The organism is Mesorhizobium sp. B2-3-15 (genome assembly GCF_006442875.1).
Classification (GTDB): Bacteria; Pseudomonadota; Alphaproteobacteria; order Rhizobiales; family Rhizobiaceae; genus Mesorhizobium; species Mesorhizobium australicum.
In genome coordinates, this window is record NZ_VFVO01000009.1 from 1 (window position 1) to 14,875 (window position 14,875).

Annotated in this window: 15 protein-coding genes and 1 pseudogene; 13 read left to right on the plus strand and 3 right to left on the minus strand. The window is 64.4% G+C overall.

The annotated features are described in order from the left end of the window. Positions 1-131: 131 nt before the first annotated feature. Positions 132-458 carry a serine hydrolase gene (locus tag FJ954_RS32275; RefSeq protein ID WP_140662468.1) on the plus strand — a complete coding sequence of 109 codons (327 nt, stop codon included), beginning with the start codon at positions 132-134 and terminating at the stop codon, positions 456-458. A 107-nt stretch (positions 459-565) separates the two neighbouring features. Here the strand turns inward: FJ954_RS32275 and FJ954_RS31645 are convergent, their stop codons facing one another. Next, a complete protein-coding gene (locus tag FJ954_RS31645; protein WP_181177867.1) occupies positions 566-997 on the minus strand; it encodes a hypothetical protein in 432 nt (143 codons plus the stop codon). Here FJ954_RS31645 and FJ954_RS32085 point away from each other — a divergent pair. The 3 genes and pseudogenes from FJ954_RS32085 to FJ954_RS18860 form a co-directional block, all read left to right on the plus strand. Next, positions 878-1,163 (plus strand): annotated as a pseudogene (locus FJ954_RS32085) (nucleotide disphospho-sugar-binding domain-containing protein); the annotation flags it as partial. The gene FJ954_RS31645 and the pseudogene FJ954_RS32085 overlap by 120 nt on opposite strands. Before the next feature lie 5 nt (positions 1,164-1,168). Continuing rightward, positions 1,169-2,539 carry a glutamine synthetase family protein gene (locus tag FJ954_RS18855; RefSeq protein ID WP_140662733.1) on the plus strand — a complete coding sequence of 457 codons (1,371 nt, stop codon included), beginning with the start codon at positions 1,169-1,171 and terminating at the stop codon, positions 2,537-2,539. A gap of 2 nt (positions 2,540-2,541) precedes the next feature. Beyond that, positions 2,542-3,840, plus strand: coding sequence for an FAD-binding oxidoreductase (locus tag FJ954_RS18860; protein ID WP_181177868.1), 1,299 nt, complete (start codon positions 2,542-2,544; stop codon positions 3,838-3,840). 54 nt (positions 3,841-3,894) lie between these two features. Here FJ954_RS18860 and FJ954_RS18865 read toward each other — a convergent pair whose 3' ends face one another. Continuing rightward, positions 3,895-4,665, minus strand: coding sequence for an IclR family transcriptional regulator C-terminal domain-containing protein (locus FJ954_RS18865; RefSeq protein ID WP_140616522.1), 771 nt, complete (start codon positions 4,663-4,665; stop codon positions 3,895-3,897). 121 nt (positions 4,666-4,786) lie between these two features. Here FJ954_RS18865 and FJ954_RS18870 point away from each other — a divergent pair, with 121 nt between their 5' ends. The 9 genes from FJ954_RS18870 to FJ954_RS18915 all read left to right on the plus strand — a co-directional run bounded on the left by FJ954_RS18870 (position 4,787) and on the right by FJ954_RS18915 (position 14,070). Then, complete coding sequence (locus FJ954_RS18870; protein WP_140662470.1) at positions 4,787-5,644, plus strand: CoA transferase subunit A; 858 nt, start codon at positions 4,787-4,789, stop codon at positions 5,642-5,644. Next, a complete protein-coding gene (locus FJ954_RS18875; RefSeq protein WP_140662472.1) occupies positions 5,641-6,441 on the plus strand; it encodes a CoA-transferase subunit beta in 801 nt (266 codons plus the stop codon). Before FJ954_RS18870 ends, FJ954_RS18875 begins: the two co-directional genes overlap by 4 nt. A 1-nt stretch (position 6,442) precedes the next feature. Then, positions 6,443-7,648, plus strand: coding sequence for a 3-oxoadipyl-CoA thiolase (gene pcaF, locus FJ954_RS18880; RefSeq protein ID WP_140662474.1), 1,206 nt, complete (start codon positions 6,443-6,445; stop codon positions 7,646-7,648). Between the two features lie 152 nt (positions 7,649-7,800). Further along, on the plus strand, positions 7,801-8,832 hold the full coding sequence (locus FJ954_RS18885) for a BMP family protein (protein WP_140662476.1): 1,032 nt from the start codon (positions 7,801-7,803) through the stop codon (positions 8,830-8,832). A 234-nt stretch (positions 8,833-9,066) separates the two neighbouring features. Beyond that, positions 9,067-10,575, plus strand: a complete 1,509-nt coding sequence (locus FJ954_RS18895) for an ABC transporter ATP-binding protein (RefSeq protein WP_140662478.1) — start codon at positions 9,067-9,069, stop codon at positions 10,573-10,575. Continuing rightward, a complete protein-coding gene (locus tag FJ954_RS18900) occupies positions 10,575-11,630 on the plus strand; it encodes an ABC transporter permease (protein WP_140662480.1) in 1,056 nt (351 codons plus the stop codon). Before FJ954_RS18895 ends, FJ954_RS18900 begins: the two co-directional genes overlap by 1 nt. Beyond that, positions 11,627-12,571 (plus strand): ABC transporter permease, encoded by a 945-nt coding sequence (locus FJ954_RS18905; RefSeq protein WP_140662481.1) that lies wholly within the window; start codon positions 11,627-11,629, stop codon positions 12,569-12,571. Before FJ954_RS18900 ends, FJ954_RS18905 begins: the two co-directional genes overlap by 4 nt. A 263-nt stretch (positions 12,572-12,834) precedes the next feature. After that, entirely contained in the window at positions 12,835-12,990 is a 156-nt protein-coding gene (locus FJ954_RS18910; protein ID WP_015315103.1) for a hypothetical protein, read from the plus strand. Between the two features lie 138 nt (positions 12,991-13,128). Further along, positions 13,129-14,070: an LLM class flavin-dependent oxidoreductase gene (locus tag FJ954_RS18915; protein ID WP_140662482.1), complete on the plus strand. Its 942-nt coding sequence runs from the start codon at positions 13,129-13,131 to the stop codon at positions 14,068-14,070. Here the strand turns inward: FJ954_RS18915 and FJ954_RS18920 are convergent. After that, positions 14,028-14,762, minus strand: a complete 735-nt coding sequence (locus tag FJ954_RS18920) for an isochorismatase family cysteine hydrolase (protein WP_015315105.1) — start codon at positions 14,760-14,762, stop codon at positions 14,028-14,030. The genes FJ954_RS18915 and FJ954_RS18920 overlap by 43 nt on opposite strands. Between the last annotated feature and the right edge of the window lie 113 nt (positions 14,763-14,875).

A 14,875-nucleotide genomic window follows, 5' to 3' on the forward strand; every position in this document is an offset into this window, starting at 1 on the left:
GTCGACGCCGAGGTCACGGCCTGGGCCCAAGGTGTTCTTGCCGGCAAGATCGACCAGACGGCGGCCAAGCTTCAGGCGGGAACGACGCCGTAGCGGTTCGTCGCTGAAAAGGCCCGTAGTCACCAGAGGAGATGCCGCTGGGCTTGGCCTGGCGGCATCGTTTTCCTCCTGGAGCCGTTCCCGCTCAACGACAACGCAGAACCGCTTCTCGCTTCGACCTGATTGTCGGCGAAAAAAGCCGAGCGCGGCTTGTCGACTGGCTGGTGGCCAACAAGACCGGTGGTGAGCGCATCAGGGCGGGCCTGCCGAGAGGCTTGAAATGCGGCGACAAGACCGGGACCGGCGAGCGCGGCAGTACCAATGATGCCGCCGTCATCTGGCCGGCCTCGGGCAATCCGGTTCTGATGTCGATCTATCTGACCGGCACAGGCAGGGCCTGGCCAAGCGCAATGCGGTGATAGCTTCGGTCTCGCGCGCACTGGTCGAAGCGATCGAGGCATAAAGCGATGTCGAACGGCGCGGCTCTGCCGCGCCGCCGGTTTCACACACATCCAGCCGTTCCGGGTCATGCATCAACGTCTTCCGGCTGAAGCAATCGTTGCGCGAGCACCTCAATACACTCGACCATCTCGACAACCGGCGATATGAAATGGGTGCCGATCTGTTTCGCATCCACCTGCGCCTCTCCCGCAGCCGGCGGCCGCAGGCGGCCAGGCACGGGGCCGCACTGTTCGGCGTGATCAGCCGGCCGGATTGAAGAGGATGAATTGACGCGTAAAGCCAGCCCGACCATCGCGCTGTTTTCCAAGGCGGGCTCTGGCGCCGCGCTGAACTGCATTGGCATCGCACAGGCCTTGCCCGCCCGGGGCGCCCAGCCTTCATCCACCACGGCGGCAATAAAAGCTTTTGCGAGGCGCTGCGCTTCGGCGTGCCGTCGCTGATCATGCTCTATTGCTGGGACGACAATGCGCAACGCGCCGGAGAGACCGGCGATCATATCGGCCGCGACGGCTGGACCGAAGGGGGATTGGAGAGAGCCCCTTCTCGGCCTGCTGGCCGATGACGCCATGCGCGCCCGGCTCAGGGACAATACAGCCGAGCTAGCGCTGAAATCCGAAACGGACGAGGCCGCGCAAGCCATTGTCTCCATGATACGGACATGAACGAAATGCTTGATAAGAATACGAATACCGCAACCAACGACCCCAAGGCCTGGCTCACGCAGCACGGCATCACCGAGGTCGAGTGCCTGGTGCCCGACATGAACGGCGTGTTGCGCGGCAAGGCGCTGCCGACCGCCAAACTCCTCAAGGCGCTGGAAGACCGCGCGCTCTACCTGCCGAGCAGCGCCTTCCTGGTCAGCATCGACGGTCGCTATTCCGGCTCTATCGACGAGGGTTTTGCTTATTCGGACCCCGACATGCGCATGGTGCCCGATGTCTCGACGCTGTGCCTGGCGCCGGGTGCGGGGGCGGGCAAGGCCTATGTCTTCGCCGACGCCTTTCACATGGACGGCAGACCTTGGATGGCCTCGCCACGCCACGTGCTGCGCGCCGTGCTCGATCTCTATCGCCAGCGCGGCTGGCGCGCGGTGGTGGCGCCGGAACTCGAATTCTATCTGGCCGCGCCGAACCCCGATCCGGACAGACCGCTGACCGCCCCGGTCGGCGCCAACGGCCGCGCCGAGGGTGTGCAGCATCCCTATGACATGGCCGCGCTGGAAGAATTCGAGCCGGTGATCCGGCGCATCTACGACTATTCAGCGGCGGCCGGTCTGCCGCTCGACACGCTGATCCATGAATCGGGTACGGCGCAGCTGGAAATCAACCTGCTGCATGGCGACGCCCTGCCGCTTGCCGACCAGGTGCTTTTGTTCAAGCGGTTTACGCGCCAGGCCGCGCAGCAATGCGGCATGCATGCGACCTTCATGGCCAAGCCGATCGCGGCCCAGGCCGGCAGCTCGATGCATCTGCACATGTCGGTCGTCGACGAGGCCGGCAACGCGCTTTTCGCCAGCGGCGACGATGCCGACACCGGGATGTTCGGCCACTTCATCGGCGGCTTGCAGAAATACGTTCCGGAAATCATGCCGCTGTTCGCGCCAAACGTGAACTCTTTCCGCCGCATAAGGCCCAACCACAGCGCACCCGCCAATATCGAGTGGTCGCATGACAACCGCTCCTGCGGCCTGCGCGTGCCGGCGGGGGGACGCGCCGCGCGGCGGGTGGAGAACCGGCTGCCCGGGGCGGATTGCAATCCCTATCTGGCGATCGCCGGATCGCTGCTTGCCGGCTATCTCGGCGTCGAGCAGAAACTGGCGCGCTCGGCCGAGGCGTCGGGCAATGCCTACAAGATCAGGAGCACGCTGCCTAAGACCATGGAGGAGGCGCTCGACCGCTTCACCGCCTGTGGCCCGGTACGCGAACTGCTCGGCGAGGACTTCTTCCAGACCTATCTGCGCGTCAAGACCGTCGAACTCGACCTATTCCAAAGCGTGGTGACGAGCTGGGAACGCGACCATCTCTTGCTGAAGGTGTGATCATGGCATCTTCAACGGGTTTCAATTCCGGTCTCGACATCGGCAAATCCTACTACGTCGCCACCGCCAATCCGGCGCCGGACCATCCAGCGCTCGTCGGCGATGCCGAAACCGACCTGGTCATCGTCGGCGGCGGCTGCACCGGGCTGTCGGCCGCCCTTCACGCCGCCGAACGCGGGCTGAAGGTGGTGCTGCTCGAAGGCGGCAAGATCGGCTGGGGCGCATCGGGCCGAAATGGCGGCCAGATGATCCCCGGCCTGCGCAAGGGCGCCAAGGGCCTGGTCAAGCTCTATGGAGCCGAGCGGGCCAAGGTGCTGTTCGACCTCGCTTTCGAAGCGCGCGGCCTGGTGCTCGACATCATCGAACGCAATGCCATCGAGTGCGATCTCAGGCTGACCGGCCATCTGGTCGGCGCGGTCAACGGATCCGACCTCAAGGATCTGGAAGAAGAGGCCAAGTGCCTCGAGAGCGTGATGAAATTCCGCGATGTCGAGATACTCTCGGCAGCGGCGGCTCGGGCCAAGGTCGACACGCCTTATCATGGCGCCATGTATGAGCCGCTCGGCGGCCACATGCATCCGCTCAACTACACGCTTGGGCTTGCCCGAGCGGCTGCCGCGGCCGGCGTGGTCATCCACGAAAACTCGGTGGCCGTGAAGCTGGAGCGCGAACCCTCGATCCGGGTCTCGACGGCAAAGGGATCGGTGCGGGCCAGACACGTCGTGCTGGCGGGCGACGCGCTGCTCAACGGGCTGGAGCCGCGCGTCAACAGCCGCATCATGCCGGTCGGCAACTACATTGTCGCCACCGAGCCGCTGGAGGGCGCGCGCAACGTCATCCCGGCCAATGTCGCAGTGTCCGACACACGCTTCGTCGTCAACTATTACCGGATGTCCGCCGATGGACGCCTGCTGTTCGGCGGCGGCGAGCGCTACACGCCGTCACCGCCGGCCGACATTGCCGGCTTCGTGCGGCCGCACATGGAGAGCACCTTTCCGCGACTCAAGGGCTGCCGCATCGATCATGCCTGGGGCGGGCTGGTGTCGGTAACGACGTCGCGGCTGCCGCATGTCGGGCACTATGGCGAGGTCTATTTCGCGCACGGCTATTCAGGCAAGGGCGTCATCCTGTCGACGCTCTCGGGCAAGCTTTTGGCCGAGGCGATCACCGGCGATGCCTCACGGCTCGACCTGTTCTCGACGCTGACACCAATGCCGTTCCCGGGCGGCACGGCGCTGCGCGGGCCGCTCTATGTGCTGGGCATGCTGTGGTACGCGATGCGGGACCGGATCAAGCATTGAGGGCGCTATTTAGACGCTGGCGGGCCAACGCCAGGGAAGCCTAACAGGCCTCTATCAGACGACAAAGAAATCCTCGACACGCTGTCTGGCCTCAAGCAGCGCAGGCAAGATCTCCCGCTCCATATCCGCGACGGAAAACCGTGCCGACTGGGTCGAGACATTGATCGCCGCGACCGTGCGCCCAGCGCGGTCGCGGATCGGCACGGCGATGGAGCGCAGGCCGAGTTCCAGCTCTTCGTCGACGATGGCGAAGCCATCCATTCTGGCTTTGGCAATGGCCTTTGCCAGCAACGGTCTTTCAACAATTGTCTTCGGCGTCCGCCGCTCGACCGTTGCCTTACGGAAGAAGGCGTCCAATTCCGCCGGTGTCAGCCCCGCCAGCAGCATCCGCCCCATCGAGGTGCAATAAGCGGGTAGCCTGGTGCCGACATCGAGCGATACGCTCAGGATCCGCCGGCCGGGAATGCGGGCGACATAGACGACATCTTGGCCCGACAGGATCGCTGCAGAGCAGGCCTCGTTCAGTTGCGCGGCGACCGCGCGCATGATCGGCGCGGCGAAGCTCCACAGCGAGGCGCCGCCGAGCCAGGTGCGGGCAACGGTCAGCAGGCGCGGGGACAGGGAGAATAGACGCCCGGATTGCGTCGCATAGCCGGTAGCGGTGAGCGTCAGCAGGAATCGCCGGGCGCCGGCACGGGTCAGGCCGGCTTGTTCGGCCATTTCGGTCAGGGTCATGCCGGAGGGATGGCGGGCCAATATCTCCATCACGCCGAGTCCGCGCTCGAGCGAGCCGACGTGATCACGGGAAACGGTCTCGTCGTGCATCTCATCTCTCGGTCCGGGCGATCTCGCTACGATTGACACCCCGGCTCAACGGAGTTTAGAAAGTATCGCATTCAATACATATGTTCGCAATACGAACTTTTGGACTCTGGGAGTCGCCGCAATGGTCAAGTTCCTGCCGCTCAAACAGGCCGTGGCGGAGAACCTGAACGATGGCGACACCGCTGCCTTCGAAGGTTTCACCCACCTGATCCCGACGGCTGCGGCGCATGAGGCGATCCGCCAGGGATATCGCGACCTGACCCTGATCCGCATGACGCCGGACCTGATCTACGACCAGATGATCGGCATGGGCATGGCCCAGAAAATCGTCTTCTCCTATGTCGGCAATCCCGGTGTCGGCCTGCTGCGGCGCGCCCGCGATGCGATCGAGAACGGTTTTCCCCGCTCGATCGCGGTCGAGGAACACAGCCATGCCGGCATGGCCAATGGCTATGAGGCGGGTGCGGCCGGCCTGCCCTGCGCGGTGTTCCGCGGCTATCGCGGCACGGGGCTGGCTGATGTCAATCCGAACATCAAAGCGGTGACCTGTCCGTTCACCGGCGAGATGCTGGCGGCCGTGCCTTCCATCCGGCCCGATGTCACTTTCATCCATGCGCAGAAAGCCGACCGGAAAGGCAATGTGCTGGTCGAAGGCATCATCGGCGTCCAGAGGGAGGCGGTATTGGCGGCGAGGCGCGCGGTGGTGACGGTGGAGGAGGTGGTCGACAATTTTGACGATCTTCACCCCAATCTGACTGTGCTGCCCCGCTGGACGATCGCGGCGATCTCGGTCGTGCCCGGCGGCTCGCACCCCTCCTATGCCCATGGCTATTATGCGCGCGACAATGCCGCCTATATCGAATGGGACGAGGTCGCGGCCGACCGCGAGAAATTCCGGGCCTGGATGCAGGCAAACGTGATCGAGAAAAGTCCCGACGATTTCGCGGCCCGGGTCTCGCATCTGCGGAACGCGGCATGAGCGACAATCAGCTGGGCTTCACCCCCAACGAGATGATGACGATCGCCGCGAGCCGGGCGCTGAGGAATGACGATGTCTGCTTCGTCGGCATCGGCGCGCCGTCCGCGGCATGCAACGTCGCGCGGCTGACGCATGCGCCCGACATCACCTTGATCTATGAGAGCGGCACGATCGGTACGGCGCCCGACGTGCTGCCGCTGTCGATCGGCGATGGCGAATTGTGCGAAACCGCCGTCACCACCGTCGCGGTGCCGGAGATGTTCCGCTACTGGCTGCAGGGCGGCCGCATTTCCATCGGATTCCTCGGTGCGGCGCAGCTCGACAAGTTCGGCAACATCAACACCACTGTCATCGGCGACTATTTCCATCCCAAGACCCGACTGCCCGGCGGCGGCGGCGCGCCGGAGATCGCGACGTCGTCGAAGGAGATCTACATCACCATGGCGCAGACCAAGCGCGGCATGGTCGAGAAGATCGACTTTGTCACCTCCTTCGGCCATGGCGAGGGCGGCGATCACCGACAGCGGGTAGGCATCAAGACCGCTGGCCCCACGCTGCTGATCACCGATCTTGCCATCTGGAAGCCCGATCCGGTGGCCAAGGAATTCACGGTCGTGTCGCTGCATCCCAGGGTAACCCGTCAGCAGGTGCAGGAGAGCTGTGGCTGGGTGGTTAAGTTCGCCGAGGCGCTTGACGAAACACCGGCGCCAAGCGAACTCGAACTCGCGACATTGCGCAACCTGCAGGCCCGCACCAAGGCGGCGCATGAGGGAACCGGAAAAACAAAGGCTGCATAAAATGGCCGAGGCCTATATCTGCGACTACATCCGCACGCCGATCGGCCGCTTCGGCGGTTCGCTGTCTTCGGTTCGGGCCGACGACCTTGCCGCCATCCCGCTGAAGGCTTTGCTTGAGCGGAATCCCGGCATCGACTGGCAGCGGATCGACGACGTCGTCTATGGCTGCGCCAACCAGGCCGGCGAGGACAACCGCAATGTAGCGCGCATGGCGTTGCTGCTAGCTGGGCTGCCGAAGGAGATACCAGGCTCGACGGTCAATCGCTTGTGCGGCTCGGGCATGGACGCGCTGACCATCGCGGCGCGTGCCATCAAGGCCGGCGAGGCGGAACTGATGATCGCGGGTGGCGTCGAATCGATGAGCCGCGCGCCTTTCGTCATGCCCAAGGCCGACACCGCCTTCTCCCGCAATGCCGAGATCTATGACACCACCATCGGCTGGCGCTTCGTCAACCCGCTGATGAAGAAGCAATACGGCGTCGATTCGATGCCGGAGACCGGCGAGAATGTGGCGGAAGACTTCGCTGTTTCCCGCTGGGACCAGGATGCCTTCGCCGTGCGCAGCCAGGACAAGGCCGTCGCGGCACAAGCCAATGGCCGGCTGGCGAAGGAGATCACCCCGGTGACGATTCCACAGCGCAAGGGCGATGCGGTCACTATCAGCAAGGATGAACATCCTCGCGCCGGCACAACCGTCGAGGCGCTGGCCAAATTGCCGACGCCGTTCCGGCAAGGTGGCACGGTGACGGCCGGCAATGCGTCTGGCGTCAATGACGGCGCGGCGGCGCTCATTGTTGCCTCGGAAGCGGCGGTGAAGACATACGGGCTGACGCCGATCGCCCGTATTCTTGGCGGGGCCGCCGCCGGGGTCGCGCCGCGCGTCATGGGCATCGGTCCGGCGCCGGCGACGCAGAAGCTCTGCGTGCGGCTTGGCCTGACGCCGCAACAATTCGATGTCATCGAACTCAACGAAGCCTTTGCCTCGCAAGGCATCGCCGTGCTGCGCCAACTCGGCATTGCCGAGGATGCGCCGCACGTGAACCCGAATGGCGGCGCCATCGCACTTGGCCATCCCCTGGGCATGTCGGGCGCGCGCATCTCCGGGACGGCGGTGCTGGAGCTGCGCGAGCGCGGCGGCCGCTATGCGCTGGCCACCATGTGCATCGGCGTCGGCCAGGGCATTGCCATCGCGCTCGAACGGGCCTGAGCAATCGCTCTTCCTGGCAGGCCAGGAGAGTGGATGTGCTCGATCCTGCCAAATTTGACCATGTGGACAAAAGTCCGGACCCGTTCCATAGTTCCCCGTCTGATTTCAGGAACGGCCGGCTCGACACGGCTGTCAAACAGAGGGGCACTTCAATGGAAGACCGGAAGAACAGATCTCATTCGATGCGCGAAGGGCTGTCGCGACGCAACGTGCTGGAGCTGGGCGCGCTTGGCCTGGCCGCGACGATGCTGCCGGGTGCGGCCTTCGCGGCGGGCAAAAAACTGAAGGTGGCGGCGATCTTCGCCACGCCGATCGAGGAACCCTGGGACAACCAGATCCACGTTGCCTTGCAGAAGGCCGAGAAGGAACTGGGCATAGAATATAAATGGTCGGAGAAGGTCCAGACCGCCGACTTCAGCCGCGTCATGCGCGAATATGCGCAGGGCGGCTATCAGCTGGTGCTGGGCGATGCCTTCGCCGCCGAGCGTGAATCGCGCCGCACGGCCAAGCAGTTCCCCAAGACAGCCTGGCTGTTCGGCTCTGGCGCCGGGCCGGCCGAGCCGAATTTCGGCGTGTTCGACAACTGGATCCACGAGCCCGCCTATCTCTCCGGCATGATCGCAGGCAAGATGTCGAAATCGGGCACGGTCGGCGCGGTGGCGGCGATGGGCATTCCGGAAGTGAACCGGCTGGTCAACGCCTTCTTCGCCGGCGCCAAGGAGGTCAACCCGAACGTCAAGAAGAAGGTCGCCTTCATCGGCTCCTTTTTCGATCCGCCCAAGGCCAAGGAAGCCGCGGTGGCGCAGATCGATGCCGGCGTCGATGTCATCTATGCCGAACGCTTCGGCGTCATCGAGGCGGCGGTGGAAAAGAAGATCTTCGCCATCTCCAACATGTCCGACCAGTCGAGCCTCGGCCCCGATACCGTCATCACCGGTCCGGTCTGGGACATGTATCCGACGGTCGAGCAGGCGATCAAGCTGGTCAAGGCCGGGGTCTACACCGCGCAGGACTATGGCGATTTCTCGCGCATGGCCAAGGGCGGTTCGTATCTGGCGCCCTTCCACAAGTTCGACAAGACTTTGCCCGCCGAGGTCAAGGATCTGGTCGAGAAGAAGAAGGCCGAGATCCTGGAAGGCAATTTCCGCGTCGACGTCGACGAGAACACGCCGGTTTCGGATTGACGCCATGATTGAGGGCTGGCGCGTGGCGCCCCCCTCTGGCCTGCCGGCCATCTCCCCCTCAAGGGGGGAGATCAGATGTCACTTCGGCTTTCGCCAATCGCCGACCTTGAAACATAAGCGAAGTCGGCGAAGCTGCCAATCTCCCCACTTGAGGGGGAGATGTCCGGCAGGACAGAGGGGGGTACAGCGCCGCCCTCCGCAGCTAAGGCCGGATCGGAAAAATCAGGAGCATTCTTGTCCGCCCCTCTCATCGAAATGCGCGGCATCACCAAGAGCTTCGGCGTCGTCAAGGCAAACGAGGCTGTGGATCTCAGCGTGGCGCCGGGGGAAATCCTCGGGCTGCTCGGCGAGAACGGCGCCGGCAAGACGACATTGATGAACGTGCTGTTCGGTGCCTACGCGCCGGATGCCGGTGAGATCCTGATCCAGGGCCAGCCAGTCAGGATCACCAGCTCGGCCGATGCGCTGGGCGCGGGCATTGGCATGGTGCATCAGCATTTTCATCTGGCACCACGGCTCACCGTGCTGGAAAATCTGCTCATTGGTATTCCGGGCAAATCGGGACGAATCGACCGCAGCGGCGGGCTGGCGCGGCTTGCTGAAATCAGCAGCCGGCACGGGCTGACGCTCGATCCCAATCTGCCGGTCTCGGCGCTGTCGGTCGGCGAGCAACAGCGGCTGGAGATCGTCAAGGCGTTGTTTCGCGGTGCCAAGCTCTTGATCCTTGACGAGCCGACGGCGGTGCTGGCACCGAGCGAGGTCGACGGACTGTTTTCAGCCCTGCGCTCGATGGCGGCGCAAGGCCTGGGCATCATCTTCATCTCGCACAAGCTCAACGAGGTGCGGGCGCTGACGCATCGCTGCACCGTGCTGAGGCACGGCCGCGTCGCGGGCCGCGTCGACGACCCCGCCAACACGACGTCGGCTGCAATGGCTGAACTGATGTGCGGCCATGAGATCGTGCCGCCGGCAAGGGGATCGTCGACGCCCGGCGCCGATGTGCTGACGCTCGACGGCATTTCAACCTCGAAGCATTCCGGCATGGCGTTGCGCGATGTGTCGCTTGCGGTTCGTGCCGGCGAAATCCTCGGCATCGCCGGCGTCTCCGGCAATGGCCAGCGGGCGCTGGCGGAGGTGATCTCCGGCGTGCTGGCGCCCGAGACGGGCCGAATGACGATAGCCGGCAAACAGGTGGCAAAATTCTCGCCGCGCGAGGTGCAGGCGCTCGGCCTTGGCCGCATCCCGGAAGATCGCATGACGACGGGGCTGGTCACCAATTTGCCGCTCGCCGATTCAATGGTGCTGCCGCGCATCGGCACTTCAGCCTTCTCCGCCAAGGGCCTGCTCAAGCCGGATGCGATCCGCGCTTTCGCCGAGGAACAGATCAAGGCCTATGACATCAGATGTCCCGGACCGATGACGCGCGCCGGCGCGCTGTCCGGTGGCAATCTGCAGAAAGCGCTTCTGGCGCGCGAGCTTGCTTTCGATCCGAAGGTGCTGATCGTTTCACAGCCGACACGTGGCCTCGACATCGGTGCGGCGCGCTTCATCCATGAAAAATTCCTCGACATGCGCGCCAAAGGCTGCGGCATCATCGTCATCGGCGAGGATCTGGAGGAACTGCTGGTGCTGTGCGACCGCATCGCGGTGATGTATGAGGGCCGCATCGTCGGCACGCTGGACAGTGCCGATGCGACAGTCGCCCGGCTCGGCCTGCTGATGACCGGCGCGGAGGGCCACTGATGTTCCGCCTCGAAGTCCGCACGTCCACGCCCGCCTGGTTCAACCTCGCGCTGCCGTTGCTGGCGATTGTCGCCACGCTCATCCTGTGTAGCGGCCTGATCGCGCTGGCCGGGGCCGGGGTGTTCGAATCCTACGGCGTGATGTTCACGGCCTCGCTTGGCGACAGCTACGCCGTCACCGAAACGCTGGTCCGCGCCGCCCCGATGATCTTTACCGGGCTGGCGGTGGCGGTCGCCTTCCGCGCAAAGTTCTGGAACATCGGCGCGGAAGGGCAATTGCTGGCCGGCGCGGTGGCGAGCTGTTTCGTTGGTGCGATCCCGATGCCCGGACCGCTTGCCATGCTTTTCATGGCGCTGGCGGGGGCGGCCGCAGGCGCGGCGGTCGCGCTGGTGCCTGCGACGCTGCGGGTAAAGTTCAAGGTCGACGATGTCGTGAGCTCCTTGCTGCTCAACTCGGTCATCTATTATGCCCTGATGGCACTGATCGAGGGACCGTGGAAGGACAGCTTCAGCGGCTATCCGATCTCGCCGCCGATCGAGGATTCGGCGAACTTTCCGGTGCTGATCGAAGGCACACGGCTGCATCTCGGTGTCGTCGCGGCGCTGATCGCGGCCCCGGTTATCTGGTTCCTGATCGTGCGCACGACGCTGGGCTTCCGGATCAGGGTCACCGGCGAAAACCCGGAAGCGGCACGCTATGGCGGCATCCATGTCGAGCGCGTGCTGCTGTCGACGGCGCTGCTGTCGGGCGCGTTGGCGGGGCTGGCCGGCGTCGGTGAGGTCGGCGGCGTGCATTTCCAGGTGATGAGCGATATTTCGCCGGGCTACGGCTATTCCGGCATAGTCGTCGCCATGCTAGCGCGGCTCAACCCGCTCGGCGTCGTGCCGGCGGCGATCTTCCTTGCAGCCGTGATGACCGGCGCCGAGGCTATGTCGCGCGCGACCGGCGTGCCGGCCTTCCTCAGCGACGTCATCCAGGGCACGGCGCTGCTTGCCATGCTGGTGGCGCTGCTGTTCACGGCCTATCGCATCCGCCGCGTCGGAGCCGTCGGATGAGCGCGGTGTTCGAGCAGATTTTTCAGGTCGGCTTTCTCGCCGCCATCATCCGCATCGCCACGCCGCTGGCCTTTGCCACGCTCGGCGAAATGTTCTCCGAACGGGCCGGCGTGCTCAATCTCGGCATCGAAGGCATCATGCTGCTTTGCGCCATGACCGGCTTCACCGCCACCAGCCTCAGTGGAAGCCTGTGGCTGGGTGTCCTGGTGGCGGTGCTGACCGGCATGCTGATGGGCGCGCTGCATGCGCTGTTCACGGTGGTGCTCGGTCTCAGCCAGCATGTCTGCGGTATCGGCGTCACCCTGTTCTCGTCGGGGCTGGCCTATTTCCTCTACCGGCTGATCTTCGGCCAGCAATCGGTGCCGCCGAGCATCAAGGGTTTTCAGACGCTGCCGATCCCGGTTCTCTCGGACATTCCCGTGCTGGGACCTGCGGTGTTCAACCAGTTCGCGCTGGTCTACATGGCCATTCTGGCCATTCCTCTGGCGGCCTTCATCCTTTACCGCACCCCGTGGGGGTTGTCGGTGCGCATGGTCGGCGAGAACCCGCGCGCGGCCGACTCCGCCGGCGTCAGCGTCATCGCCACGCGCTTCCAGGCCGTCATTCTCGGTGGCGCCCTGATGGGGCTCGCTGGTGCTTTCCTGTCGATGGCGCAGTTCAACGCCTTCACCTTCGGCGTCGTTTCCGGGCGCGGCTGGGTGGCGATCGCACTGGTCGTCTTCGGCCGTTGGGATCCCTGGCGCTCGGCAGGGGCCGCGCTGCTGTTCGCCTTCGTCGATGCCTTGCAATTGCGAATGCAGGCGAGTGGGCTTGGACACATCCCCTACGAGGCGTTCCTGATGCTGCCGTTCATCTTCACCATCGTCGCCATGGCCGTCATGTCGCGCAACGCTGTGGCGCCATCGGCGCTGCTCAAGCCGTTTCGAAGGGAAGAGCGTTAGACGAGTAGGATTTGGTGTCCTTCCTATCCCTCCGGAGGGGGAGAGGAAGGGCGTCAAGCTGTCCCGGAATGAAGAAGCTGGACCTTGGGACGCCTCACATCGATACCCCCGCGCTTTTCCGATCGATTGCCTGGGACCCAGCTCACAGCAACTTCACACCAATTTTTGGCGGTCAACGAGAAAATAATTCTGTCAGTTGCCCAAAAATAGCAATCGACAAAGTCTACAAGTTTTATAGATTAAGCGGCGAGACGGAGGTCGACATGTCCTATTTCCAGAACGCCCAGACCGACAGCAACGGCCAGCGAGTGGCCAATGCCCAGGGCTTTCGCCCGGCCTATGCCGGCGCTTTCGCCTATCTCGTCTTTGCCCTTGCGTTCGTGTTCACCGGGGCAGTCGTGCTGGGCCTTATTCCCTAAGGCGCGGGATCGACAGGGGCTGCTGCCCCACAGCTTTCAGGCAATCGGAGTTGAATGAGCCGGATCCCGGGGCGTTTTCGCGCGCCTGAGGATTCGCATTTCACAGCATCAGTGATTCCAGTGATGGAGGAGATGACAATGCCGATCGAATTCACGCATGTACCCGGCAAGACCGCCGACGCGGCGGTTCCCTTTTTCTATGACTTCGCCGAGACCTCGACCAAGCTCGGGCTGATCGAGGACGGCGGTTTCCAGAAGATCGTCGTCGACGATTCGGCCGGGCTGCTGACCAACATGGATCTGGCCTCGCAGGTGCTCAACCGCACCGCTTCGCTGCAAGTGGTGCTCACCCACTGGGCCGGCGTGATCGAACCCACGGTCGCTGCCCGCCAGCTGGCGTCCATCGACAGGGAGAGCGGCGGACGGCTGACGCTCAGGATGATCAGCGAGCCCTTGAACGACGACGATGCCGAGACACGGCCGGTCGGACATGGCGTCGTCTGGCAGCGCATCGACGAATATCTGGTGCTGTTGAAGCGGCTGTGGTCGAACGACCGGCCCTTCGATCACGAAGGCGCTTTCTACAGCATCAAAAGCGGTTATGTGCCGCGCAAGGGCCCGCATGGCGCCGACCTCGTGGTCCGCATGGGCGGGCAATCCGGAACGGCGCTGAAGGTGGCCGGCCGGCATGCCGATGTCTTCGAACTGGCGCCGGGGCCGATCGACGACATCAGGCAATTGATGGAGCGGGCACGTGGCGCCGCGGCCGAACATGGCCGTGCGGGCAAACTGCGCTTCGCGCTTCCGGTCAGGATCCACCAGGGTGTTTCCGCCGCCGGCCACAAGGCGGTCGACCTATCCGGCCCGCCTGCTCAGGCCGCGCTGTCGCTGCTCGCCTATGCCGGGCTCGGGATCGATGAGTTCATGATCGTCGGCGTCGACACGCCGCGCGAGATCGCGACGGCCGGCCGGGAAACATTGGCGCTGCTGCGCAACTCCCTGGCGCGCCGGGAGGCCAGCGAGTTCCAGCCTGGAGCTTATGCGCCTCGCCCAGGATTGGAGACGCGAGCAGCGGGGTGAAGCCCATCAATCGTCTGCTGCTTCAGGCTGTCGCCAAGCCGCGACAGGCCTTCAATGACGGCGTCCGAATCGGCCAGCACGCCGAAGACGCCGTCCTCGACCGTCACCATGTGCAACGCCGCTTCATGCGCTTGTCTGTCGCCGCTGGCGCAGGCGTCCGAAATCGTCAGGCACTGGAAATTGCGGTCACAGGCCTCGCGCAGCGTGGTGTGGACGCAGACATCCGTCGTGCACCCGGAAAACATCAGATGCGTGATGCCTTGCGCCCGCAGCACAAGCTCGAAATCCGTATAGGTGAAGGCGCTGTTGCAGGTCTTGTCGATGATGATGTCGTGCGGCGCGACGTCGATCTCCGGGACGATCTGGAACCCAGCGCCTGAGCGCAGCAGGACGTCGGTGCCGTCGAGGCCGGAACGCTTGCGGCGCCATTTCTCGTAGGGCGTCATGTCGGCCATGTCGGCGCGGTAACCCTGTCTTGTGTGGATGACCGTGACGCCGGCTTTGCGCGCGGCCGCGATCAGGCGGTTCACGGCGGGCAGGATCGCCCGCAGCGGCGAGGGGTCATACCCCTTCCTGGCGAAATAGCCCGATGTCGACAGGAAATCCTGTTGCAGGTCGATGACGACGAGCGCGGTGTTTTCGGCAACCAGCCTGCCGTCATAGGGGTAGTCGAAGGGTGTCGCCTTGATCATCCGGAGCTCCTTGCCGCCGGCTCACCCTAGCGTGTCCGCATCGATGCGGCGACACCGGATGCCGACATCGTGTGGCCCGGGACCGAGATCGCCGGCGCGGATCGGCTGGCTGC

What these genes read in the sequence shown, in the direction of transcription:
- FJ954_RS31645 (WP_181177867.1), bottom strand. Translation starts at nt 997, where the DNA reads ATGATCGCCGGTCTCTCCGGCGCGTTGCGCATTGTCGTCCCAGCAATA.
- FJ954_RS18920 (WP_015315105.1), bottom strand. Translation starts at nt 14,762, where the DNA reads ATGATCAAGGCGACACCCTTCGACTACCCCTATGACGGCAGGCTGGTT.
- FJ954_RS32275 (WP_140662468.1), top strand. Translation starts at nt 132, where the DNA reads ATGCCGCTGGGCTTGGCCTGGCGGCATCGTTTTCCTCCTGGAGCCGTT.
- FJ954_RS18885 (WP_140662476.1), top strand. Translation starts at nt 7,801, where the DNA reads ATGGAAGACCGGAAGAACAGATCTCATTCGATGCGCGAAGGGCTGTCG.
- FJ954_RS18875 (WP_140662472.1), top strand. Translation starts at nt 5,641, where the DNA reads ATGAGCGACAATCAGCTGGGCTTCACCCCCAACGAGATGATGACGATC.
- FJ954_RS18865 (WP_140616522.1), bottom strand. Translation starts at nt 4,665, where the DNA reads ATGCACGACGAGACCGTTTCCCGTGATCACGTCGGCTCGCTCGAGCGC.
- FJ954_RS18915 (WP_140662482.1), top strand. Translation starts at nt 13,129, where the DNA reads ATGCCGATCGAATTCACGCATGTACCCGGCAAGACCGCCGACGCGGCG.
- pcaF (WP_140662474.1), top strand. Translation starts at nt 6,443, where the DNA reads ATGGCCGAGGCCTATATCTGCGACTACATCCGCACGCCGATCGGCCGC.
- FJ954_RS18870 (WP_140662470.1), top strand. Translation starts at nt 4,787, where the DNA reads ATGGTCAAGTTCCTGCCGCTCAAACAGGCCGTGGCGGAGAACCTGAAC.
- FJ954_RS18900 (WP_140662480.1), top strand. Translation starts at nt 10,575, where the DNA reads ATGTTCCGCCTCGAAGTCCGCACGTCCACGCCCGCCTGGTTCAACCTC.
- FJ954_RS18855 (WP_140662733.1), top strand. Translation starts at nt 1,169, where the DNA reads ATGCTTGATAAGAATACGAATACCGCAACCAACGACCCCAAGGCCTGG.
- FJ954_RS18905 (WP_140662481.1), top strand. Translation starts at nt 11,627, where the DNA reads ATGAGCGCGGTGTTCGAGCAGATTTTTCAGGTCGGCTTTCTCGCCGCC.
- FJ954_RS18910 (WP_015315103.1), top strand. Translation starts at nt 12,835, where the DNA reads ATGTCCTATTTCCAGAACGCCCAGACCGACAGCAACGGCCAGCGAGTG.
- FJ954_RS18860 (WP_181177868.1), top strand. Translation starts at nt 2,542, where the DNA reads ATGGCATCTTCAACGGGTTTCAATTCCGGTCTCGACATCGGCAAATCC.